A 23,079-nucleotide genomic window follows, 5' to 3' on the forward strand; every position below is an offset into this window, starting at 1 on the left:
ACCTTCTGTGGCGTTTTGTAGCCTAACGGACGCGCCAATCCATCGAGAGAGGAGCCAGGGTGAGCCGAGCCGGGCGTTTCGCGCCGCCACGCCTGTTCAGGAGACCTGCGAACCGGGCAGTCGGCGCGGTAACCGTGGTCTGTGTACTGGCCGCCGTCCTCGCCGTCGCCGTTGGTGTCGGATACACCGCCACCCGGCCCTTTCTTGATGACGGATCCACATATGCCGCGAATGGTTACACGCTCACCCATCTCAACGGTGAGACCGGCCAGGCGGACGCGACGGCACGACAGCCGATCGCCACCGGGCAGGAAAAGGTGCAGGTGATCCCCTCTCCGGACGGGCAGGTGATCGTGCACAACAGGAACACTGACACGGTCCAGTCCTTCGACGGCGCGACCCTGACGCCGAACGCGCCGCCGGTCAGCATTCCACGCGGCAGCGCGTTCGACAGCGTGGAGGTGGGTGTCACGCGGTCGGGAGGCTACGTCGTCAACCGGAAAACGGACAGCGTCGAGACGATCGGCACCCCGCAACGCGGGCCGACGCGTATCGCCATCCCGGACGGTATCCTCGCCCAGGCCGAGGCCAGCGGCTCGGTGCAGGTTCCGGTCGACGACTCGGTGTGGGTGCTCACCAAGAAGAACAGCGTCGCCGAGGTGACCGGCGGCCGGGTCGCGCGGACCGTGCCATTCGATGGCTCACCGGTCGGTCTCACCGTCGCGGACGGCCATCCCGTCGTGGTGGTCGCCGACGGCCGGGCATACGCCGTGGACGGCCGGGCCCCGCGCCAGCTCGGCAAGCTGTCCCTCGCCGGGTCGAATGGGTCGAATGTGGTGCTGGGCTCATGGCGGGGCGCCGGCCGTTACGTCGTGGCTGTCGACAAGGTCAAGGGAAACGTCGCGATCCTCGACCCGCGTGTCGGCACCGAGCGGGCCGTCCAGCTTACCGGCCCGACCCCGACCGACCTGGACTCGCCGGCCACGCTCGGTAGCTGGATCTATGTGCCGGACCGTAATGATCATAATGAGCGCGGCGGGCAGCGGCAGGGTGGGGACGCCAGGCCGAGGCTGTGGCGGATCAACCTTTCGACCGGTCTGGCTGAGGGCCGTCCCTTCGATGTGCCCGGTCAGCACGGCCCCTTCGATCTGTGGGTCGACGGCGGCCGGGTATGGGCCGGCCAGCAGTATGATCAGCGGACGCTCGTGGTGGACGCCGACGGGCACGAGCGGGACGCCGACAAGGGCGCTAGGTCCGAGGTGGTCGACAGCGAGTCACGCACCGGAACCGAAGGTCCGCGAGGTGCCCAGCCCACGCCGTCGGCACCACCACCTGTAGCGCCGTCGGCGCCGGCCGCACCGCCCACGGCCGTGCCGCGCCCGCCCGCGGACGCCGCGCCGCCGGCCCGGCGGGTCACCGTGCCGTCGTTCCCGAAGGGCACTCTCCACCAGCAGGCGTGTGACCGTCTCGAACAGAGCGGCCTGCGCTGCCAGCCGCTCCCCGCGGGAGACCAGGACGGCCTCGCGGCTGACGAAGTGATCAACACGAGTCCGCGGGCCGGCGCCTTGGTGCCCGAGGGCAGCCCGGTGACGGTCAGCTATGTCGGGCCGTTGCGGACCCCGAACGTGCTCGGACAGCCCGTGGACAGCGCCTGTGACTACCTGCGACAGGCGGGGCTGCTGTGCACGACGAAGCAGCCCAGCGGCACCCTGGCGCTGTCTCCCGAGCAACTCGGCCAGGTGTCCGGCCAGAGCCCCCGGGCCGGCGCGTCGGTCGCCAAGGGCAGCACGGTCACGCTCACCTACTACGACAGCATCGCCCTGCCCTCCTTCATTGGTCAGCCGCAGGGCACGGCCTGCGCCACCCTCGCCACCTATGGGCTGAAGTGTGACCCGAAGGAAGGCGGCACCGCTGTCGGCACCGGCCAGGCGCCCGGCACCGTTGGCGCGCAGGACCCGCCGCCGTCGACGGTGGTGAAAGCCGGCAGCACGGTCACCGTGACGTACTACTCCGGCCAGAACACCGTGGGGGACTATGTCAACCCGGTGCCGCAGACCTACCAGGACGCCTGCGCCAAGGTACGGGCCGCCGGTTTCACATGCACTCCTGTCGAAGGCGTGACCGCGGCCGGAACAGGCCAGCAGTCCGGCACGGTCTACGCCCAGAGTCTGGGGCCCGGGACCAAGGCGAAAATCGGCTCGACCATCGACATCACTTATTACAGTCCGAACAACACCCTATCAACAAGCTATGTCGGATGGGACATCAACGCAGCGTGCGCCGACATCAGCGCCCACGGGTTCACGTGCAATCCCGTACCGGATCTTTTCCCTGTCGCCAACCAGGTGGGGGCGCAGGACACGCCGGTTGGTAAGCAGCCGATAGGCTCACCCGTCACGCTGCGCTATTCCCCCTGGCAGCCCGTCGAGTACACGCTGTACCAGCACAACACCCTCGACGTCTGGGCGTTGCGGAAGACCCCTGACGGCCCACCCGACGGTTACGGCCGGCGATCCGTGCCGATCGGCCGCGCGTACGCGCCCCCAGGATCAGAGAACCTGCCGGGCGCACGGAATATCAACGGCTTCTACTGCACGGCTGGCAAAGGTCGGTGCAACGGGCTCGACGTCAATCACTTCTACTCGTACTCGCAGATTGGCAGCTATTCGCCTGCCGATTCAGGACCATGGAACGGGCCGAACCTGATAGCGAGGTTCATGCCGTGCGGCCTCGGCAGGGGGGAGCGGCCGGTCTGGCGCACCTGGACCGCCGGTACGCCGCGGTACTACAACCTCACCACGACCCAGCCCGCGGGGTCGACGAACGAGCTCCTCGGCTGTGTCTGGTGAGCCCACGTGGTGGGCCGGCTGTCACGCGACCCGGCCCACCACGAAACCGCTCCCGCTAGGCGACGTCGAGCCAGGCGCGCAGCGCCTGACGGATCACCTCGCTGGCGTTGGTGTGGTCGGCGTCCGCGCGGGCGGCCAGGGCCGCCCGCATGTCCGGGTCCAGCCGCACCGGTACGACCTCTCCCGGCGCCGATCCGATCGGACGCCGCCCGCCCCGGCGGCNCCCGGCGGCGCAGGAGTTCGACGTCATAGCCGGCCTCGGCCTCCGCTGCGAGCGTTGTCACGAGCTCGTCGGTCACCAGGACGCCTCCCGACGTACGGGTGTGCTCTGTCTCGCCGGTCATCTCGTCCCTCCTTGTCACGGCAGGAGACTGCGGTACTTCGGACGCATCCGCATCGCATGAATGATCAATTCGGTCCCGTCGTCGAGGAGCAGTACGACGATCTCCAGGAAGTTGCCTGCCCGGTCCGGCCCCAGCCGAAGCTCTCGCGGCGGCTTCTCACCGTCGAGGGGGTAGGCAACCAGGTAGCCCACGGCAGCGTGGGTGATGTCCCCGTCGGCCACGCCGTGCTTGCGGGCCGAACGGTGGATCTTCACGGCTACTATCGTAATACGAAACTTTGCGGCCGTCGTCGGGCCACTCGTCTCCGCCACCCGAAGCCGCTTCGTTCGTCCCGCCTCGCCTCACACCGCCCATCTCGAAGACCAGCCCGATGCGAGGGCCGATGGAGGGCATCACGGAACGCCGTCCCAAAGCGCTCACGCATGGTGGATGCTGGTGAACTCCCTGATGGCGGCGTCGACCCCGGCTGCCGAGACCGGGTCGGCGACCATCGTCAGCGCGGCGTTCCCATCAGCGGCGTCGGCGTCCTCGCAGTGCCCCAGCCAGAGCTCGCCCGGGCCGCCGTCGAAGACGGCCAGCAGCCCGTCGACCCGCGCGTCGTCCCCGGCGTCGTCGGTGCGGGCGAGCACGGTGACCCGCCGCCAGCCGTCCGCCGGTGCGGGGAGGGCGTCCGCCAGCCGGCGCTCCGTGGCCCGCAGCCTGCGCCGGCCAGGCCGCCCGGTGCCCGGGGAGGGATTGACAAGATCACTGAGTGTCACGCGTAGGCGAACGTCCAGCGCGTGTGTGTCAGGGTCGTGCTCGAGATCGTGCAGCGGCCCGTCGCTCCAGTGCCGTACCAGTCCGCGGTCACCCGCGACGAGGGCGCAGGCCCGTGTCGTACCGGGGTCACCGGCCGGCCTGATCTGCTCGACGGCGATGTGGACGCGGCCGGCCGCCACGGCGCCGACCACCGAGGCAAGCGGTCCCGCGAGCCGGAGCTCGCCGTCGGCATGGACGTCCACCAGACCACGAGCGGCCAGCCCGGCAAGCAATTCGTCGTCCAGGAGGGGGTGCAGCTCCTCGTCGATCTCGTTGTAGCCGCTGTACGGCACATGGGGAAACCGCCGGGCCCCGAGGCAACGGGCAATGGCGGTCAGCTCGTCACCGGTGAGCCGGACAGCGGTCGGTGGTTTCTTCGTCACAAGATTGACTCGAATATTTTTTTGGCGCTATTGCCAGCGGATTTGAGGCCGTTGCCCACGGCTTTGACGCCGTCGCCCACCGCGTCGGCGGCGTCGTCGACATGGTCGCCGACGAATTTGCCGCCGTCCAGACCGTAACCGATCCCCTCGCCGAGGATGACAGTCGGCGGGGTCGGAATGTTACCGATCAGGTGCGCTGTGTTGGCCGCGAAATCGACGGTATTACCAAGGCTCGGATCGTCCCAGAGTTTCTTGCCAGCCATGAAGGTGCTACTGGCATCGACGATGACGCCGGCCACCGGTATGGCACCGGCTGCCCGTCGGCTACCGGGGCTGTCCAGCAGCCGCCGGGCGTGCCCGGCCAGATTATCGGCCGTGGTCGCCCGTTTGGGGAAAAATGGGAGTATTTTTTCCGGCGTGTCACGGCCAGTCGGTATCCGACGGCTCTCGAAACGGCCGAGCGCTTGTTTCCCGAGCGCCTTCGGAAGGCTGTCCGCCTTGCGTATCGACTCGTGCCACTCCCTGGCAGTGAGAATATCTGCACTCACTTTCATACCGAGCGCACCCGACAGCTCCTTCAGTGCACGCAGGGAACGCTCATCCCATTTTGTGATATATCCCGCCGCTTGTAGCTCCCGGACATCCCGCCGCGTCAACCGCAGATCCTTCTCTGCCTTCCTCAGCAGCTTTCTGCGGGTCCTGATGTCACGTTGGAGACGTTGCGCCAGCGCGCTGTCACCGGCCCGGTGGGCGGCCTCCTGCCTGTTCTCCAGGTCCATCAGCAGCCGCGAGCTGCGACGTACGTCGTTCCGTAGCCGGAAGACGCGTCGCCTGCCCTGTCGACGGAGGAGTATCTCTGGGGCCTCGCCGAGGGCGATGGCGGAGAACGCCTTGACGCGGTCCAGCCAGCCGGGGGTGTCCGCCCGTTTCGCGTCGGCGCCGATCTGGCCGAAAGCCGTGGCCGCCGCGGTCAGGTCGTCAGCGGCGCGCTCGAGCCGGTCGCGCAGTGTTGCCAGCCCTGCGACGACTGTCTGTGCCTCCGGGGGCAGCCCGCCGGCGTCGATGGTCAGGGCGTTGGCCGCCTCGCGTACCAGGCGTGCCTGAGCGCGCAGGTCATGGTCGGTGTCGAAGAGTTCGGCGAAGACGAAGACGAACAGGCCCGCGAATCCCGTCACGGCCCCACCACGGACTGTTTCGTGACCGCCATGGCAAGCCGGCTCGTCGCCACTGTGAGGTCCGCCCGCGCCGCGTCGGCTTTCCGCTCGTACCTGCGGGCGATGTTCTGGAGTTCGTCCACCATGTCGGACACGTTGGCCCGGGCCGAGCCGACCGCGTTCCTGGCCGACTCGGCCCTCGTCCGGGCCCGGTCGATCCGTGCGGATTTCGAGCGCATGCCACGCACATCGATCGTCACGTCGGACAACCTGTCCAGCGGGGCCCGCAACCGGGCCGCCACGGCGCGGCACTCCCGCGCGTAACGATCGGCCTCGTCCAAGCTGTCCTGGAGCGCATCGGCCCTTGCCCGGAGGATGTCCACCTCACTCATGCTCATCAGCTTGGGGGAATGCTGCCTCCAGACGGTATCGGGAGCCCTTCCCAATAGGCTGGGGAGGGCTCCCGATGTCATTGTCGCTGTGCCACCCGTAGCGTTGGTCGTGATTTCAGTTGGCGACCGTGGCCATGGCTGTGATCGATGGCCGGTGACGGGACGATCGAATCGAACGGAGATGACGATGTATCAGCTCGACCCTGCCCAGGCACATGACCTGGGGCGTAAGTTCGGGCAGCAGGCGGACGTGGAGACCACCGCGCTCGTCCACGATATGAACAGCAGCGTCCACCGTATGCAAGGCATGATCAGCGTGCTCACCACCGGAGTGAAGAGCATGGACTGGAAAGGCCGGCGGGCGACGTCGTTCGACAATCTGTGGGAGAGCGAGTTCCGGCCGAACATGACACGCATGCAGCATGCGATCGAAGAATTCGTCCCCGTCCTGGAACGTATGAAAATGGCGCTGAAGGACGCGGAGGCCGCCATGCACGCGCACGCCCGCGACACCGAGGCCATCGACCACGCGGTCTGAACACGAAATACGCGGCCCGACACGAAGTGCGCCGACCCGAGGCGCTCCGACGCGAAGTACGAGGTCAGACGTGGAGTACGAGGTCACGGTCGTCGGCCCACGGGGCCGTGTGACACCGCTGCTGATCGAAGCGGACGCGACGGCCACCGTGGGCGAACTGCGTACCGCCGTTGCCGAGCTGCTCGCCGGCCACGCTGACACGACAGCCGGCCGGCCCGGTACGGCACGCGCCGATACGGCGGAGGGCGGCACGGCAAAAGCCGGTATCGCGGGCATCGGCGTCGCAAACGCTGATTCGGCGAATACCGATATGGCAGGCGCTGCCATGGCGGGTGGCGTGCTCTTCATCGACGGTGAGCTGGTCCCCGCCGGCCGGCGGCTGGCCGACATCGTCATGACTGCGGGTACCGCGTTCTCGTTCGCCCGTCCGGAGGATGTCCGGCTACCGGGAAAGTCAGTCTCACGGGACATTCCGGCCGAGCGTTCCAGCGCGGGAAACACGCCGGATCCGGGCCGCGAGGTGGCGGTGGTGGGCGGCCCGGTGGCGGGCGCCAGTGCGGCGCTGGCAGGCGAGGGCCACGCCGGCACACTTGTGCTCGGCCGTACCGCCGGCTGCGACCTGGTTCTCGACGATCCCGAGGTCAGCCGTAGACACGCCGAGATACGCACCGACCGCACCGGCGCCGTGCTGCTCGCCGACACCGGATCACGTAACGGTGTCGGGTGGCGCGGCTACCGGGCCACCGCCGACATCCGGCTTCGGGACGGCGACGTGGCGCAGCTCGGTGAGAGCATGATCACCGTCCGGCCGTACGCCGGAGCCGACGCCCGGCTGGAAGCCGACGCGGCGCACGGCGTGCGCCGGTTCAACCGGCCACCGAGGATCGTGCCACCGCGGCGTCGGCCCGAGATCGCCGTGCCGGCCGAGCCGGAGAAGCCGCGGGGCTTCCGTTTCCCGCTCGTTACGGTGTTGCTTCCTCTGCTGTTCGCGGCTGTGCTCTACGCGCTGCTGCCGAACGCCGGCTACTACCTGCTCTTCATGCTGCTCTCCCCGGTGATGGCCGTCGCCCACGCCATCACCGAACGGCGTGGCGGACACCGGGAGTATCGCCAGAAACTACGCGAGTACCAGGCCGAACTGGACGCGGTACGTACCCGGCTGGCCACTGCCGCGCTCGAGGAGGAACAGGCCGCCCGCGATGCGCTGCCCGACCCCGCGATGCTGGTGCGTTACGCGACCGGCCCGACCGGACGCCTGTTCGAGCGCCGCCCCACCGACGAGGACTTCGGACGGCTGCGCGTGGGGCTGACCGACCGCCCCGTCGACGTACGCCTGAGCGGCCCCGGCGCCGAGAACGAAGAACTTCCGACCGCGTACGCGGTGCCGGTGACGGTGGAGCTGACGCGTGCCGGTGTGCTCGGCGTCGCCGGACCCCGGAAGGCGGTCCTGCCCGTCACGCGGGCGCTGCTGGCCCAGGTGGCCACCCTGCACGCGCCGCACGACTTCGGGATCGTGCTGTTCACCGGCCAGGACGAGGCCGCGGACTGGGAGTGGGTGAGCTGGCTGCCGCACACCCTGCCGCACCGGACGGACCTGGCCTGCCGGCGGATGGTGGCCACCGACCGCGAGCAGGCCGAGGCCCGCATCGCCGAGCTGCGGCGCATCATGGACGAGCGCCGGGCGGATCAGCATGCCGGGCTGCGCGACCAGGCTCCACCGGGGCGCCGTCTGCTGCTCCTCCTCGACGGGGCACACCGGCTGCGCACCCTGCCGGGACTTGCCGACCTGCTTGCCGACGGGCCCGGGCTCGGCGTGTACGCGCTGTGCCTGGACAACACCGAGTCGAGCCTGCCGGACGAGTGCCGCGCCACCGTCGTGGTCACCAACGACTCCGGGAGCCGGGTCCGGGTGACCCATCCGCACCGGGACGCCGAGGCCGAGGTGCTCGTGGACGGCCTGCGGCATTCCCTGGCCGAGCGGGTCGCCCGCGCACTGGCCCCGGTCCGGGTGCTCGGGGCCCGTTTCGGCGACGACGGCGACCTGCCCGATCACGTACGTTTCCTCGACATCTGCGGGCTCGGCGCGGATCCCGGAGCCTGCGACATCGCCGCGCGTTGGGCCGCCGAACCCGGCGGACGCAGCACCCGGATACTGCTCGGCGCCGACGCGTCCGGCCCGGTCGCCGTGGACCTGCGCCGGGACGGGCCGCACGCGCTGATCGCCGGCACCAGCGGCGCGGGCAAGTCGGAGCTGCTGCAGACCCTGGTCGCGTCCCTTGCGCTCGGCAACACCCCCGAGGCGCTCACCATGGTCCTGGTCGACTACAAGGGCGGCAGCGCGTTCGCGGACTGCCGCGACCTGCCGCACTGTGTGGGTATGGTGACCGACCTGGACGGCCACCTGGCGGACCGCGCGCTCGCCTCGCTGTCGGCCGAGCTGCGCCGCCGGGAGACGATTCTCGCCGCGGCCGGTGCCAAGGAGATCGAGGACTACTGGGCGGGCGGCGGCAGCGGCCTGCCTCGGCTGGTCATCGTGGTCGACGAGTTCGCCACCCTGGTCGAGGAGGTGCCGCGGTTCGTCGACGGCGTGGTCGGCATCGGTATGCGGGGGCGCAGCCTCGGCGTCCACGTCGTCCTGGCCACCCAGCGGCCCGCCGGCGTGGTGAACGCCGAGATCCGGGCCAACGTCAACCTGCGGCTGTGCCTGCGGGTGACCCGTGCGGAGGAGAGCGCCGACGTGATCGAGGCGCCGGACGCGGCGCGCATCTCCCGGCTGCACCCCGGCCGCGCGTACCTGCGGACCGGGCACAGCGAGCTGACGGCCGTACAGTGCGCCCGGATCGGCTGGCCTCGTCCCGACACGGCAGCCGCATCGTCCACCGGCGAGACGGTGACGGTGACCCGACGCCGGATCACCGACCTCGGCCGGCCCCGGCGGGCGCGGACGGATCGGGCCACGGCCGCCCCCGGAGTGGGCCATGCGGGTGCCACCGACCTGACCGTCGTAGTGGCGGCCGTGCGGGCCGCGGCGGAGCGGATGGAGCTCCGCGCGCCGGCAAGCCCATGGCTGCCGCCCCTGCCGGAACGGATCACTATCTCCGATCTCGACATGATGCCGGCCGCGCCAACGCCGCCGGTCGGGTCCCCGGTGGCCGTGCGGCTCGGGCTGGCCGACCATCCGGCCCGACAGGCGCAGGAGCCGTTTGTGATCGACCTCGAACAGAGCGGACCGCTGCTGGTCGCCGGAATGGCGCGCAGCGGTCGTTCGACCCTCCTGCGTACCCTGGCGGCTTCCCTCGCCACCCACGCCAGCCCCGCCGACGTGCACCTGTACGCGCTGGACTACGGAAGCCGGGCGCTGGCCCCGCTGGCGTCGCTGCCGCACTGCGGTGCCTGGGTGACCGGTGACGAACCCGACCGCGTTGACCGGCTGCTGGACATGCTCACCACCGAGGTTTCCCGCCGTACCCGCCTGCTCGCCGCCGGCAGCCATGCATCGCTGGGCGAGCAGCGTGCCGCGGCGGCACCGGCGGACCGGCTGCCGTACCTNACCGGCTGCCGTACCTGGTCCTGCTGGTGGACCGGTACGAGACGTTTCTGGCCCGGCACGCCGAGACCGACGGCGGACGGCTGGTGGAGACACTGGACGGACTGCTCGGCCGCGGCCCCGCCGCCGGCATCCTGCCGGTGCTGGCCACCGACCGGACCGGCTTCACCCGTCGCCTTGCCAGCGCGGTCGCCACCCGTCTGGTGCTGCGCCAGGCCGAGCCCGACGACGTGACCGTCTTCGGGCTCAGCCCGCGAGATGTACCGCGAGCCATGCCAGCCGGCCGGATCGTGGCCGTACCGCACGCGGTGGAGGCACAGATCGCCCTACTGGCGGCGGATCCCGAGGGCGCGGCCCAGGCCGCGGCGGTCGAGGAGTTGGCCGACACGCTCACTTCCCGCTGGAAGGCTGTTGACAATGAACGCCTGCCACACCGGATCGACCCGCTACCAGATCTGATCACCGTGACCGACCTCGCGCGGCTGCGAACCGGACCGTCACCGAGCCTCCCGACGGTCTGCACGGTGGGTGTCGGCGGTGACCACCTCGCCCCGATCGACGTGGATCTCACCGGCACCGGTTCGGCGTTCCTCGTCAGCGGCCCACCGCGTTCGGGGCGCAGCACAGCCCTGGCCGCTGTCGTCACCTCGCTGACCGGCCGCGGCACCGGCGAGATGCCGGTGGTGATCTGCTGCCCACGCCCGTCGCCGTTGACGGGCCTCGGCAGCCTGCCCGGGGTGGCGCGGGTCCTGCACGGCACAGAGCTCGGCATGGAACTCGACGACATGATCGCCGAGCTGCCCGGCCCGGTGGCGGTTATCGTCGACGACGCCGAGCTGCTCGCCGACGGTCTCGCCGCCGACGTGCTCGAACGAGTGGTCCGCGGCGCCCGCGACGAAGGCAACCTGGTCGTCGCCGCCGGAACCACCGAGGATTTGGGGACTCAGCGTTACCGGGGCTGGCTCGCCATGCTCAGGCGCGACAGGCATGGCCTGCTGCTCAACCCGTCGTCGCACGTCGACGGTGAGGTCCTCGACGTCAAGCTGCCTCGGTCGACCAGGGGCGGCTGGCCGGCCGGGCGGGCCCTGCTGGTCGAAGGCGGCGTCACCGTGCCGGTGCAGATACCGTTGTACGATAAACCGGTTCGACCGGTCCGTCAGGAATCCCGGATCGCGGCCCGAATACCGTCATTCTGATCCGTCATCACCCTGATCAAATATCGTCATCCGGCGATATTGTCTTCTTGTCTGGCCGCCCGGGCTCCTTTCTTGTTTCCTGGCGGCTGTGCCGCCATGGTGCTTGCTTTGTTCGCCGACGCCGACGCCGACGCCGACGCCGCCGACGTGTCACAGGGATAACCGGGAGGCCGTCACAGGGGGATGTTGCCGTGGCGGCCGCGGCGGGCGGGCGCGTCGGCGAGGACCTGCGCGATGCGCCGGCGGGTGTCGGCGGGATCGATGACGGCGTCGATGACACCGAGGGCCAGCCCCCGGTCGACCCCGCCGGCGGTGCGGGCGTGGTCGTCGACGAGCCGGGCGAGCAGCGCCGGCCGCTCGTCGTCGGACACCGCCGCCAGGGCCCGGCGGTGCAGGATGCCGACCGCGGCCTCGGCACCCATGACGGCGACCTCCGCCTCGGGCCAGGCCAGGACGGCGGTGGCGCCCAGCGAGCGGGAGTTCATCGCGATGTACGCCCCGCCGAAGGACTTCCGGGTGACGAGCGTGACGCGCGGCACCGTGGCCTCCGCGAACGCGTAGAGCAGTTTGGCGCCGCGGCGCACCACCCCGTCCCATTCCTGGCGGACGCCCGGCAGGTAGCCGGGAACGTCGACGACCACGACCAGCGGGATACCGAAGGAGTCGCACATGCGGACGAACCGGGCGGCCTTCTCGGCGCTCAGCGAGTCCAGGCAGCCGCCCTTGCGCAGTGGGTTGTTCGCGATGACGCCGACGCTGTGGCCGTAGAGACGGCCGAGCCCGACGACGATGTTGGGCGCCCAGCGGGGCTGCAGCTCCTCGAAACCGTCGCCGGTGGGGTCGTCGTCGACGAGCCGGCGCACCAGCGGCCGGACGTCGTAGGCCCGCCGCGGCCGGTCCGGCAGCAGCGCCCGCAGATCCTCACCGACGTCGCTGGCACCCACCTCGGCGGTGCCGACCGTGCCGGTGCCGGGGCCGCTGACACTGAGCGTGCTGGCGCCGACCTCGATGGTGCTGACCTCTGTGGTGGAGCTGATCTCGTCGGCGCCGGGCTCGGTCCTGGGCCCGGGGAGGGCGGCGGCCAGGCCCCGGCCGACGCCAAGGTCGAAACGGCCCGGGTCGGCGAGCAGGGAGGTGATCCGGCGGGCCCGCTGGTAGGCGTCCCGCTCGGAACGGGCCAGCACGTGGACGACACCGGAGCGGCGGCCGTGCGCGTCGGCGCCGCCGAGCCCCTCCATGTCGATCTGCTCTCCGGTCACGCTGCGCACGACGTCGGGACCGGTCACGAACACGCGACCGGCCGGCGCCATGATCACGACGTCGGTCAGCGCCGGCCCGTACGCCGCGCCGCCCGCGGCCGGCCCGAGCACCACCGAGATCTGCGGCACCCGGCCGGAAGCGTGGATCATGGCGGCGAAGATCTGGCCGATGCCGTCGAGCGCTTCGACACCCTCGGCGAGGCTCGCCCCACCGGAGTGCCACAGCCCGATGACCGGGCTTGCGGTGCGGACCGCCTCCTCGATGGCGGCCACGACGTGCCTGGAACCCTCGGAACCGAGCGCCCCGCCCATCCGGCTGCCGTCCGTACAGTAGCCGATGACCGGGATGCCGCCTATCCGGCCCCGCCCGGCGAGTACCCGGCCGCTGCCGGTGGAGGGGAACGGGGCGAACGAATCGGGGTCGAACAGGTGGGACAGTCTGCGGCGGGGATCGCGGACGTCCTGCTCGGGGATACTGATACCGATACTGACGCCGGCCCGCGTGCCGTTGGCTACCTCCGTCATTCTTGCAAGGATGCCGGCCTGTTCTAAAGTTTTCCTGTACACCACTGTGACCGGTATCCACCGGCCATCCAGGTGCGGCTCGGGGAAGGTCACGCGGTCTTTGTCGGTAATCTCCGGAGCAAGGTCGTGGCGGTCCACGGAAACCCATGAACGTAACCGTCCGTCACGGCGTTTCCGGTCGGAGCTGGTTTGTGACAACAGTGTCCGTCCCGGTTGGCGGACGGCTCGCGCCCACCGTCAAAGCCCGACACAGGACCAGGCGGACCGCGGTACGCGGGCAACGGCGCCGCCTGACGCGGCCGGCGTGCCGGTGGGGTCCGGTGGGCCGGGGATCCCGGTTGAACCGCGGATCCGCGGTTCCGGTGAACCGTGGGACGCGCGGGCCTATCGGCCGGTGGTCAGCGCGTAGAGTCGCTCCAGGCTCGTCGCCTCCAGGACGTCCGGCAGGGACAGTCGCTGCCCGGTCGTCCGTTCCAGAATGGTCGCGAGGGTGAGCAGGTGCACCGAGTCCCAGCCGGGTATCTCGTCGAGTTCTCGACCGGCGTCGGTGGCCGACACCGGCAGGCCCAGTTCGTCGCGGACGAGCGTGACCAGATCCTCGATGCTGTCCATCCGTCGTCTCCATTCGTTGTGGTCATTCGTCGTGATCATTCATTGTGATTCTCGTCGCGGTCACCTTCATGACCATGCCTGTGGCCGTGCTGGGAGCGCGTCGTCGGTGCCGGGAGACCGTGGCCGGACCGCATCGGCCGTGGACGGTAAAAACCGCGTCCTACATCCTGCGGGACGCGCCTTGGACGGCGCTAATTCCGGCCCTGGGCCCGACCGGCAACGAAGCCGTACGGCATCACACCCGTACGACGTCGGCGATCACAACACTAGCGGAACTTTAGTCCCCGCTTTAGTCGCCGTCCGGATGATTTGACTGTGTGGCCGTGGCGTTCGGATGGCGTTCGGCTGGCATTCGGACGGCATTCGGACGATCCGAGGGCGGTCACGACGGTTGGCGAATTCCGCCCGTGGATCGACGTCGATCCACTCTTGAGAAAGGTCCCGGCGATGACGGTCTCCAGCACCACCGGTTCCGCGCGGCCCGCCCCCGGCGTTTCCCCGGCACCCGCCGACGGCCGGCGGGCCGNGGCCGCCACCGACCTGCTCGGCCTGCACCGTGACGGCCGGATAGCCGCCGAGTTCCCCCGGGTCCGCCAACTGCTGGCGGACGCCTCCGCGGAGGAACTGGCGCGGGCGGGGCGCCTGCTCGTCCAGGTCGACCCGGACGAGGTGCTGCGGGAGCATCCGTCGACCCCGGTCGTGCGGATCGCCGTCACCGCGCACGGCACGGTCTCCGCGCTGCTGCCGGCCCTGGCCGGGGAACTCGGCCGGCACGGTCTGCTGCTGCGCTCCCACCTGGGGACCTTCGACAGCTACGTGTTCGAGCTCACCGATCCCGGCAGCTCCCTGCACGCCCATGGAGCCGATCTCGTCCTGGCCCTGCTCGACCCGACGATCGTCTTCGACGAGGTGCCGCTCCCGTGGGATCCCGACGCGGTCGAACGGGTCCTGGACGCCAAGATCTCCCTGCTCGAGACGCTGGTCACCCGCTTCACCGAGATCAGCCGGGGAACCCTGGTGCTCAACACGCTGCCGTTGCCACGCCGGTTCACCGCCCAGCTCGTCGACCATCGGTCGCGGGCCCGGCTGGGGGCGGTGTGGCGACGGGCGAACGCCCGGCTGCTCGGCCTCACCGAACGCTTTCCCGCGCTGGTGGTGCTCGACCTGGACCCGCTCGTCGCCGAGGGCGTGCCGGTCACCGACTCCCGGCTGACGGTCTACGCCAAGGCCCACCTGTCCGCCGGCCTGCTCGCCGCCTACGCCCGGGAGGTCGGCCACCTCGCCCGCAACATCACCGGGCGCACCAGCAAGGCCCTGGTGCTCGACCTGGACAACACCCTGTGGGGCGGGATCGTCGGTGACGACGGGGTGGAGGGTATCGAGGTCGCAGGCTCCTACCGGGGTGAGGCGTTCCGGGCCGTGCAGAAGGTCGTGAAGCAGATCGGGGCGCAGGGCGTGCTGCTCGCCGCGGTCAGCAAGAACGAGGCCGACGTGGTGCGCGACGCGCTCGCCGGGCATCCGGAGATGACGCTGCGCCCGGACGACTTCGTGCGGGTCATCGCCAACTGGCGGCCCAAGCACGAGAACCTCCTCGACCTTGCCAGCTCGCTCAACCTCGGGGTCGACAGCTTCGTCTTCGTCGACGACTCCGCCTACGAGCGCGGCCTCGTCCGGGCCGAACTGCCCGACGTCGCCGTGGTCGCGGTCGACGAGGACCCCGCCGGTCACCTGGACGCGGTGCTGCGCGACGGATGGTTCGACACCCGGGAGCTGACCGCCGAGGACCGTGTCCGGGTGCGTCGCTACCGGGAGGAACTCGACCGCCGAGACTTTCAGGAGGGCTTCGCCTCGATCGAGGAGTACCTCAGCGGCCTGGGGATCGTGGTGCGGCTGGGGGTGGCCCGGGAGGCCGATGTGCCCCGGGTCAGCCAGCTCACCCTGCGGACGAACCAGTTCAACACCACGACCCGCCGGCTGCCCGCGCCGGACCTGCGTGATCTGCTCGACCGGCCGGAGCACACGGTGCTCACGATCCGTTCCGAGGACCGTTTCGGTGACAACGGCCTGGTCGGCGCGGTTTTCCTGCGCCGGCTGGAGGAGGTCGTGCACATCGACAACTTCCTGCTGAGCTGCCGGGTGTTCTCCCGGGGGATCGAGCAGGCCTGCCTGGCGACCGTGCTCGAACGTGCCCGTGACACGGGTGCGCACGCCGTCGCCGCCACCTACCGGCCGACGGCGAAGAACCGCATCGTGGCCGACTTCTACCCCCGGCACGGGTTCGTCCCGGCCGAGCCGGGCCCCGCGGACGGGCGGGACGGCGGCGAGGATGTGACGGCGTTCCGGCACGACCTGACGTCGGTCACGCAGGTGCCCGCGTACGTCACCCTGCTCGACGAGACCCTGGTGGCTGGCTCATAGGTGGCTGGCTCGTAACGGGTGGCCGGCAGGTACAGACAGCTACCAACAGCTACCAACAGCTACACAGGCTACTGCAGACAGCAGTACGGCCCGCCGTGACCGTGACGGCGGGCCGTATTCGCGTGGCGCGAACTGTAGCTGGTGGGCAGGAGCGGGAGCAGGTGGCGGGCGGGGGCAGGGCCCGCTCACACGACCGGATGCGGTCCAGCAGGATGATCGGCACGAGGATGCCGGTGGCGTAGCCGCTGTCGTTGCCGAGACGGCTGAGCCAGAACAGCGCCAGGGCCATCACTGTTGCGGGCACGTCAGCACCGGGGGTCATCTGCTCTCCTTGTCGGGTGACGTCTTGTCCGGTGACGGCAGGGGGTTTCCCGCCTGTGTCGCGGGCTTCCCAGCCACGGCACAAGGTTCGGTTCAGCGGCTCTTCCTACCGTCGAAGACGGATCCCGATCCCGGTCCCATCCGTCCGAACAGCAGCGAGGAGAACCGCCATGCCCTCTCTCCGTCCCCCGCAGGGACTCCGTCTCCCGTCGGCCGGCCGTCTCCCGTCGGCGCTCGCTCCGGTGCGGACGGCCGTGACGTCCGGGGTGCTCGCGACTCTCGCGGTGCCGCCGCTCGCGCCTCCTCGGGGCACGACCATCGCTGACCCGAAGAACGCCCTGCTGCTGTTCGACCTGGTGGAGAAGGTACTGGCCTACGACTCCAACAACGAGGACCCGAACGGGGAGAACCCGACCCTGGACGACGTGGCCGAGGTCGCCTACGAGTTCGTCGGCGCCGACGGCAGGACGATCGGGACGACCAAGGGCTACGGCCGGATGTTGTACCAGCGTCCGGACGGTGGCTTCGTGGCCTACTTCTCGGAGGAGATAAAGCTCCAGGACGGCAACGTCATCCGCACGGGCGGGCTCGTCGACGACAGCCGGCTGACCGCGGGGGAGCAGGCGACGATCAACGCCGTCGGTGTCGCGGGCCCGTTCCGGGGCGCCGTGGGCTTCCGGCAGTTCCGACCGGTCGTCCCGCACAAGGAGTACCAGTCCAACATCGTGCTCTACCGGCGGTAGACCGCCCGCGGGCCTGCCCCGCGCGGCCGTCCGCGATCCGGGGTTACCGGCCTTGGCCGGCCACGTTGTTCCCGGGCCCCGGCCGGGCCGTGGCCGGGCCGAGGTCACGGCCGTCGCGCTCGGAGCCGTCGCGCTCGGGGCCGTCGTGGTCACGGCCGGGGCCGTGGTCGGCGCCGGCGCCCGAGCCAGGGTCGCGGGCCGTACGCGGGCTGGATGCGATGAGTAGCTGGGTGTACGGGTGCGCGGGTGCCGCGAACACCCGCGCGGTCGGCCCCTCCTCGACGATCCGGCCGTTGTGGAGGACCGCGACCCGGTCCGCGACGTCCGCCATGCTCGCGAGGTCGTGCGAGATGATCAGCATGGCTATCGCCTGGTCGTCGCGCAGCCGCGCGAGCAGCCGCAGGATGTGCGTGCGGTTCGCGGCGTCCAGGGCGCTGACCGGTTCGTCGCAGATCAGCAGCCGGGGGTGGGTGACGATCCCGCGGGCGATCGCGACCCGCTGGCGCTGGCCGCCGGAGATCTCGCCGGGCAGACGGTCGAGGAACTCCGGGCCGAGGCCGACGGCGACGAGGGCCTCGGCGGCGCGCTGACGGCGTCCCGCGGGATCGAGCTCCCGACGGATCGCGAGCCCTTCCGTGACGATGTCGGTGACCCGCTGGTCGGGGTCGAGCGAGCGCAGCGGGTCCTGGAAGATGAACTGGATCCGGCCGCGGCGGCGCAGCGCCCGCCGGTGCCGACCGCGCAGGCCCTGGATCTGCGCCCCCTCGAACCGGATCGTGCCAGCGGTGGGGCGCACGAGGCCGACGATGGCCCGGCCCAGGGTCGTCTTGCCCGATCCCGTCTCCCCGATCAGCCCGACGATCTCGCCGGGGGAGATCGTGAGGTCGACGCCGTCGAGGACGGTGTGGGTGATCCCGTCCGGGCCGTGGAAACCGGCCCGCAGGCCGGCCACCCGCAGCAACGGCTCGTCGTCCGCGAGAGACAGGTCGTGGGACGGGCCGGTGCTGGCCGCTGGGCCGGCGTCGGCCGGCAGCTGGGCGGTGATCGGTTCGCCGGCCGCGTCGGAGTGCTTGCGGGCGGCGGGCACGAGCTCAGACCCGGACAACTGGCACCTCCTGAGCGGACCCGGGAGAGGCGGCCGGCACAGCGCCTGCCGAGGCCGCCGCGACCAGGGAACGGGTGTAGGGGTGGGAAGGCCGGTGGACGATCTCGTCGGCCGGCCCGGTCTCGACGATGCGGCCGCGGTGGAACACGGCGATCCGGTCGCACACGCCCGCCACGATGTCGAGGTCGTGGGTGACGAACAGCAGGGACATGTTCAGCCGTGCCCGCAGGGCCGCCAGCAACGCCAGTACCTCGGCCTGGGTGCGCACGTCGAGCGCCGTGGTCGGCTCGTCGGCGACGAGCAGGTCCGGCTCGCACGAGACAGCGACGGCGAGCATGACCCGCTGCTGCATCCCGCCGGAGAGCCGGCTGGGGATCTGCCGGGCGACCTTCGCCGGATCCCGGATCTCCACCGCGGAGAGCAGTTCGAGGGCCCGCTGCCGGGCCTCCTGTCGGCCCAGCCCGCCGTGGCGGCGCAGGACCTCGGTGAGCTGCCGGCCGACGGTGAGCGACGGGTTGAGGTAGGACGCCGGATCCTGGAACACCGTCCCGATCCGGGCGCCACGCAGTGGGCGCCACTGCTTCTCGGTCAGCGCGGTCACGTCCTGGCCGTCGAAGACGATCGTTCCGCCGCTGACGGCGCAGCCTTCCGGCAGGGCGCCGAGCAGCGCGCGGCAGGTGAGGGTCTTCCCGCTGCCGGACTCGCCGACGAGCCCGAGAGCCTCACCACGGCCAAGGGTGAAGCTGACCGCGCGCACCACACCGCCCCGGTGGCCAGTGGCCGTGTCGCCATGATGGCCGGTGGCCGTGTGGGTGGGCGCGGTCACCCACAGGTCCGTCACCCGCAGCAGCACGGCGCCGGAGCCTTCCTGGAACGACGGGTCGTCAGGAATATCCGCAACGTTCCTGACACCCGTGCTGTCAGCTGTGTCCGCACCCGGTGTGTCCGCATCCGTTATATCCGTATCCGGCAGATTTGTATCCGGCACATCTGAATCCGGCACATCTGAATCCAGCACATCTGAATCCAGCGCGCCTGTATCCGGTACGTCCGCGGTTGCCGGGCCGGACGGGCCGGCCTGGTCAGCCGGCCCGTCCGCCGGGCTGGCGGGGTCGGGGCCAGTCGTGGTGAGGCCCACCAGCAGGCTCCCCGGCCCTGTCCCGACCTGTTCGGGCAAGGCGGGCGAGGTGACGGGGGAGGGCGTGGCGGTGCGGGACGGGCTGGGGCGCGAGTGCCTCGGATTCCTCGCGTTCCTCGGGTTCCTTGCGTCAAGGCCCTCGCGTAGCCCGTCCGCGAGGGTGTGGAACGACCAGATCGTCAGGACGATGATCAGCCCGGGCCACAGCGGCGCGAGCGGGTCCTCCCACAGATGGCTGGTTGTCACCGCGAGCATGCCGCCCCAGGTCGGCGCGGGAGGCTGGCTGCCCAGGCCGATGAAGTTCAGGCTCGAGCTGGTGAACACCGCGCCGCCCAGCGTGATCGAGGTGGTGACAGCGATCGTCGGCAGGACCTTGCGCCCGACATGCCGGCGGATGATCCACCATCGAGAGGCGCCCAGCAGGGCGGCCGACTCGACGTACTGGGTGCGGCTGAAACCGAGCGCCTCGGCCCGGACGATGCGGAAGAAGCGTGGCGCCATCAGGAACCCGATCGCGATGACCAGGGCGGCCGGGCCGTTCGAGAACAGCCCGCCGACCGCGACCGCGAAGATCACGGTGGGCAGTGTGAGCAGCGCGTCGACCGTCCGCAGGGCGGCGAACGCGGACCAGCGGCCGAGCAGTGCGGAGGCGATGCCCGGCAGCACGCCGAGCAGGGCGCCGAGGGCCGTCATCGCCACGGCGCTTAAGATCGTCTCGCGGGTGCCAGCGACGAGCCGGCTGAGGGTGTCCCGTCCCAGGTAGTCGGTTCCCAGCCAGTGGCTTCCGCCGGGAGCGGCCAGGGCCGAGTCGAGGTCCTGGGCCAGGGGGTCGTGGGGGGCCAGCGTCTCACCGGTCACCGCGACCGTGAGGATCACGATGATGAACAGGCCCGCCGCCCGGGTGGGCAGCGAGGAGAAGACGGCCCGCAGGGCGTGTCTCATCGGTGCTCCTCCCTGGTGGCCGGCCGCAGCCGGGACAGCAGCGTGTCGACGGTGATGTTGGAGATCAGGACGAACGCGACCGTCACCAGCAGCACTCCCTGAATGACTGGCACGTCATGGCTGGTGGCGCCCTGCAACGCGTATCGTCCGATCCCCGGCAGGCCGAACACCGTCTCCACGACGACGGCCCCGCCGAGCAGGTCGGGCAGTTCGAGGCCGAGCGTGGCCAGGGCGGGCCCGGCGGCGTTGCGCAACGTGTGGCCGAACAGGATGTGGGCCGGGGACAGCCCGCGCAGCCTTGCCCCGACGACGTAGTTCTCCCCGAGCGAGCTCACCAGGGAGGTGCGCAGCTGCCGGGCCACGACGGCGCCGGGCAGCAGGCTGAGCGTGAATCCCGGCATGATCACATGGCGGAGCCAGTCGAGGGGATCCTTCGCGATCGGCACGTACCCGCTCGCCGGCAGCCATCGCCAGGTCACCGCGAACAGGACGACCAGCATGACCCCGACCAGGAACACCGGGACGGTGAGCGCGAGCGAGGACACCGCCGTCACCAGTCGGTCGACGACGCTTCCCCGCCACACCGCCGCCGCGATACCGGCCGCGGCGCCGAACAGCACGGCCAGCACCACGGCGACGCTCACGATCGACAGGTCGACCGCGAGCCGCTGCCCCAGGCTCTGGGCGACCGGGATGTCGGAGAAGTACGACCTGCCGAGATCCCCGCTGACGGCGTCGCCCAGCCAGCTGAAGTACTGGACGACGAAGGGGCGGTCGAGTCCCCACAGGTGCCGCAGCTCGACGACCTGTTCCAGGGTCGCGTTCTGGCCGAGTTTCTGCGCGGCCGGGTCGCTGGGCGACAGGAAGGTCAGGGCGAAGATGACCAGGCTGCTGATCAGTGCCACGATCAGCGCCGTGGCCAGCAACGCCGCCACGCGGCGGACGGCGGGCAGGAGGACCCTGGTCGCTCCCGCCCGCCGGCCCCGCGGGCCGAGTGTGATCTCGGTCATGGGATAGCGGGTCCGCCTACGCGGCCAGCCGGACGCCCTCGAGCCGTGGCGAGGTGAGATACCCGACCAGGCCCGTCAGCTTCTTCGAATGGGCGAGCAGCCAGGGCTGGGAGAACACCAGGACGTCCGAGCCCTTTGTAGCGGCTATCTTCGTGGCCTCCTGCAGGGCGGGGGCGTAGCCCGGGTCGTCGATCGGGAACCGGGCGACGTTCTTCAGCGCTTCGGTGAGTGCCGCCGGGTCGTAGCTGCTGTACTGCGTGGCGGTGGTCGCGAGCTGCTGGGCCGGGGCCTCGCGGCCGAAGGTCCCGCTCAGCAGCAGGCCGACCTCACGCTTGACGTAGAAGCGTTCGGCGACCTGCCCGAACGGGATCTTTTCCAGTTTGACCGTCAGCCCGATCGCCTCGAACTGGGCCTGCAACAGCTGGGCCTCCACCTCGCGGTCCACCCCGCCCGGGCTGGTGAAGTAGCTGATGACGACCGGTGTGCCGTCGTATCCCGCCTCGGTCAGCAGCGCCTTGGCCTTCGCCGGATCGTGAGCATAGAGGTTCTCAAGGGACGGGTTGTAACCGACATAGCCGCGGGGGAAGGGCTGGTAGACCACTTCGCCGTGGCCGGCGTTGAGCTTGTCCAGCAGTTCCTGCCGGTTGACGGCGTGGTTCAGCGCTTCGACAATCTTCGGATTGTCGAACGGCTTGATCGTCCGGTTGATGGCGAGGTTGGAGATCTGCAGGCTGCGGAACTCCTCCACCTGGAGGCCCGCCGCGGTCAGCGCCTTGGCCTGCGGTGGGGAGATGTAGTTGGCCAGCTGTATCTCGTCGCTCTGCAGCGCCGCCGCGATGGTGGCCGGGTCGGAGAGGAACTTCAGGGTCACCCCGGCGAGGTGGATGTTCGCCGCGTCCCAGTAGGTGGGGTTGCGCGCCAGCTCGGCCTGGCCGTCCGGCACGTAGTTGGTGAGGGAGAACGGACCGGCTCCCACGGGCTTCGTGGCCAGCGCCTTCACGTCACCGGCCAGCGCCCGGGGGCTTACGATCATGCCGCTGCGCCCGCCGAGGACGAGGGGCAGTGCGTAGTCCTGGCGGCTGAGGTGGAAGACGGCCTCGGTCGGGGTGGTCGCGTCCACCGAGGCGATCGCGGCGAGGGACGGCGCGACCTGCGAGCCCGTCTGGCTCTTGCCCCGTTCCACGTTCTGTTTGATCGCCGTGGCGTCGACCGGTGCGCCGTCGGAGAACGTCTGGCCGGGGCGGAGGGTGAAGGTGAGCGTGAGTCCGTCAGGGGAGAACTTCCACTCGGTCGCAAGTCCCGGCCCGGCATCACCGTTGGGCATCAGCCGTGTCAGAGAGGCGTAGGCGAGGCTCAGCGGGGTGACGTCGATACCGGAGTTGGAGGCGACGGGATCCCAGGTTGACAGTGGCGGTATCGACCAGCTCAGCACACCGCTGGCGGCGGAGGGGTCCGAGGACGCCGTGTCGTCGCTGCCGCAGGCGGCGGCGGTCAGCGCGACCGCCGCTACTACGACGGCGGCGAGAACGGGGCGTCGACCGCGCCGGTGGCGGCGCCGACGGCTGACAGCGGATAAGACGTTCTGCACCGTGTTCCATTCATACGGGTACGGCGGGCCGCGAGCGGCGTNGGCGGGCCGCGAGCGGCGTCCGCCGAATCTTGTGATGACCGGATTCTTTTGTGGTGTGTCGTATAATTGTGTGTCTGTTGCCGTGTCGACGTGGATGCCGTGTCGACACGGATGAAGTGTCGGCATGGACGACGTGCCGCCGTGACATTCCTGAGGTGGACGCCTCGGCGTTTGT

Annotated in this window: 17 protein-coding genes and 1 pseudogene; 6 read left to right on the forward strand and 12 right to left on the reverse strand. The window is 70.4% G+C overall.

All coding sequences use genetic code 11. The features are described 5' to 3' along the window. The first annotated feature begins 59 nt into the window (after positions 1-59). A complete protein-coding gene (locus tag FrCorBMG51_RS11905) occupies positions 60-2,849 on the forward strand; it encodes a PASTA domain-containing protein (protein WP_086055404.1) in 2,790 nt (929 codons plus the stop codon). 55 nt (positions 2,850-2,904) lie between these two features. Here FrCorBMG51_RS11905 and FrCorBMG51_RS34660 read toward each other — a convergent pair whose 3' ends face one another. The 5 genes from FrCorBMG51_RS34660 to FrCorBMG51_RS11930 all read right to left on the reverse strand — a co-directional run bounded on the left by FrCorBMG51_RS34660 (position 2,905) and on the right by FrCorBMG51_RS11930 (position 5,920). Next, positions 2,905-3,018 (reverse strand): ribbon-helix-helix protein, CopG family, encoded by a 114-nt coding sequence (locus FrCorBMG51_RS34660; RefSeq protein ID WP_235433512.1) that lies wholly within the window; start codon positions 3,016-3,018, stop codon positions 2,905-2,907. A gap of 189 nt (positions 3,019-3,207) precedes the next feature. Continuing rightward, entirely contained in the window at positions 3,208-3,447 is a 240-nt protein-coding gene (locus FrCorBMG51_RS11915) for a hypothetical protein (RefSeq protein WP_047223149.1), read from the reverse strand. A gap of 162 nt (positions 3,448-3,609) precedes the next feature. After that, a complete protein-coding gene (locus FrCorBMG51_RS11920; RefSeq protein WP_047223150.1) occupies positions 3,610-4,374 on the reverse strand; it encodes a hypothetical protein in 765 nt (254 codons plus the stop codon). Continuing rightward, positions 4,371-5,549, reverse strand: coding sequence for a hypothetical protein (locus FrCorBMG51_RS11925; protein WP_047223151.1), 1,179 nt, complete (start codon positions 5,547-5,549; stop codon positions 4,371-4,373). The genes FrCorBMG51_RS11920 and FrCorBMG51_RS11925 overlap by 4 nt, the downstream gene beginning before the upstream one ends. Beyond that, positions 5,546-5,920: a hypothetical protein gene (locus FrCorBMG51_RS11930; RefSeq protein ID WP_139342309.1), complete on the reverse strand. Its 375-nt coding sequence runs from the start codon at positions 5,918-5,920 to the stop codon at positions 5,546-5,548. The genes FrCorBMG51_RS11925 and FrCorBMG51_RS11930 overlap by 4 nt, the downstream gene beginning before the upstream one ends. Positions 5,921-6,107: 187 nt before the next feature. On the opposite strand from FrCorBMG51_RS11930, the gene FrCorBMG51_RS11935 reads away from it, so the two are divergent. From FrCorBMG51_RS11935 to FrCorBMG51_RS34665, 3 genes and pseudogenes are all read left to right on the forward strand, one after another. Next, positions 6,108-6,458 carry a WXG100 family type VII secretion target gene (locus FrCorBMG51_RS11935; RefSeq protein WP_157180479.1) on the forward strand — a complete coding sequence of 117 codons (351 nt, stop codon included), beginning with the start codon at positions 6,108-6,110 and terminating at the stop codon, positions 6,456-6,458. Positions 6,459-6,852: 394 nt separating this feature from the next. After that, positions 6,853-9,951, forward strand: a pseudogene (locus FrCorBMG51_RS11940) (FtsK/SpoIIIE domain-containing protein); the annotation flags it as partial. A 140-nt stretch (positions 9,952-10,091) separates the two neighbouring features. Then, positions 10,092-11,201 carry a hypothetical protein gene (locus tag FrCorBMG51_RS34665; RefSeq protein ID WP_476742149.1) on the forward strand — a complete coding sequence of 370 codons (1,110 nt, stop codon included), beginning with the start codon at positions 10,092-10,094 and terminating at the stop codon, positions 11,199-11,201. Positions 11,202-11,374: 173 nt separating this feature from the next. On the opposite strand, the gene FrCorBMG51_RS11945 is transcribed toward FrCorBMG51_RS34665, so the two are convergent. Continuing rightward, positions 11,375-12,985 (reverse strand): acyl-CoA carboxylase subunit beta, encoded by a 1,611-nt coding sequence (locus FrCorBMG51_RS11945; protein ID WP_047223154.1) that lies wholly within the window; start codon positions 12,983-12,985, stop codon positions 11,375-11,377. Between the two features lie 384 nt (positions 12,986-13,369). Continuing rightward, the gene (locus FrCorBMG51_RS11950) at positions 13,370-13,597 is read right to left on the reverse strand and encodes an acyl carrier protein (protein ID WP_013873331.1); all 228 of its coding nucleotides are present in this window, start codon (positions 13,595-13,597) and stop codon (positions 13,370-13,372) included. Positions 13,598-14,044: 447 nt separating this feature from the next. Here FrCorBMG51_RS11950 and FrCorBMG51_RS11955 point away from each other — a divergent pair, with 447 nt between their 5' ends. After that, a complete protein-coding gene (locus FrCorBMG51_RS11955) occupies positions 14,045-16,015 on the forward strand; it encodes an HAD-IIIC family phosphatase (protein WP_086055413.1) in 1,971 nt (656 codons plus the stop codon). 49 nt (positions 16,016-16,064) lie between these two features. On the opposite strand, the gene FrCorBMG51_RS28205 is transcribed toward FrCorBMG51_RS11955, so the two are convergent. After that, positions 16,065-16,337 (reverse strand): hypothetical protein, encoded by a 273-nt coding sequence (locus FrCorBMG51_RS28205; protein ID WP_139342311.1) that lies wholly within the window; start codon positions 16,335-16,337, stop codon positions 16,065-16,067. Between the two features lie 169 nt (positions 16,338-16,506). On the opposite strand from FrCorBMG51_RS28205, the gene FrCorBMG51_RS11960 reads away from it, so the two are divergent. After that, entirely contained in the window at positions 16,507-17,079 is a 573-nt protein-coding gene (locus FrCorBMG51_RS11960; RefSeq protein WP_162233207.1) for an allene oxide cyclase barrel-like domain-containing protein, read from the forward strand. 43 nt (positions 17,080-17,122) lie between these two features. Here the strand turns inward: FrCorBMG51_RS11960 and FrCorBMG51_RS11965 are convergent, their stop codons facing one another. Genes FrCorBMG51_RS11965 through FrCorBMG51_RS11985 form a run of 4 tightly spaced genes read right to left on the reverse strand, consistent with a single transcriptional unit; the run spans position 17,123 to position 22,862 of the window. Continuing rightward, on the reverse strand, positions 17,123-18,184 hold the full coding sequence (locus tag FrCorBMG51_RS11965; protein WP_083731087.1) for an ABC transporter ATP-binding protein: 1,062 nt from the start codon (positions 18,182-18,184) through the stop codon (positions 17,123-17,125). Further along, positions 18,171-20,264: a dipeptide/oligopeptide/nickel ABC transporter permease/ATP-binding protein gene (locus FrCorBMG51_RS25145; protein WP_052914602.1), complete on the reverse strand. Its 2,094-nt coding sequence runs from the start codon at positions 20,262-20,264 to the stop codon at positions 18,171-18,173. The genes FrCorBMG51_RS11965 and FrCorBMG51_RS25145 overlap by 14 nt, the downstream gene beginning before the upstream one ends. Then, complete coding sequence (locus FrCorBMG51_RS11980; RefSeq protein WP_047223155.1) at positions 20,261-21,274, reverse strand: ABC transporter permease; 1,014 nt, start codon at positions 21,272-21,274, stop codon at positions 20,261-20,263. The genes FrCorBMG51_RS25145 and FrCorBMG51_RS11980 overlap by 4 nt, the downstream gene beginning before the upstream one ends. Before the next feature lie 16 nt (positions 21,275-21,290). Beyond that, on the reverse strand, positions 21,291-22,862 hold the full coding sequence (locus FrCorBMG51_RS11985) for an ABC transporter substrate-binding protein (protein ID WP_047223156.1): 1,572 nt from the start codon (positions 22,860-22,862) through the stop codon (positions 21,291-21,293). Positions 22,863-23,079: the final 217 nt, after the last annotated feature.

Origin of the sequence: Protofrankia coriariae (genome assembly GCF_001017755.1) — a bacterium.
Taxonomy (GTDB): Bacteria; Actinomycetota; Actinomycetes; order Frankiales; family Frankiaceae; genus Protofrankia; species Protofrankia coriariae.

Excerpts from the sequence above, each read along its gene's own strand:
- FrCorBMG51_RS28205 (WP_139342311.1), bottom strand. The coding sequence starts at position 16,337 with ATGACCCCCGGTGCTGACGTGCCCGCAACAGTGATGGCCCTGGCGCTG.
- FrCorBMG51_RS11960 (WP_162233207.1), top strand. The coding sequence starts at position 16,507 with ATGCCCTCTCTCCGTCCCCCGCAGGGACTCCGTCTCCCGTCGGCCGGC.
- FrCorBMG51_RS11930 (WP_139342309.1), bottom strand. The coding sequence starts at position 5,920 with ATGAGTGAGGTGGACATCCTCCGGGCAAGGGCCGATGCGCTCCAGGAC.
- FrCorBMG51_RS11950 (WP_013873331.1), bottom strand. The coding sequence starts at position 13,597 with ATGGACAGCATCGAGGATCTGGTCACGCTCGTCCGCGACGAACTGGGC.
- FrCorBMG51_RS11980 (WP_047223155.1), bottom strand. The coding sequence starts at position 21,274 with ATGACCGAGATCACACTCGGCCCGCGGGGCCGGCGGGCGGGAGCGACC.
- FrCorBMG51_RS25145 (WP_052914602.1), bottom strand. The coding sequence starts at position 20,264 with ATGAGACACGCCCTGCGGGCCGTCTTCTCCTCGCTGCCCACCCGGGCG.
- FrCorBMG51_RS11945 (WP_047223154.1), bottom strand. The coding sequence starts at position 12,985 with ATGACGGAGGTAGCCAACGGCACGCGGGCCGGCGTCAGTATCGGTATC.
- FrCorBMG51_RS11935 (WP_157180479.1), top strand. The coding sequence starts at position 6,108 with ATGTATCAGCTCGACCCTGCCCAGGCACATGACCTGGGGCGTAAGTTC.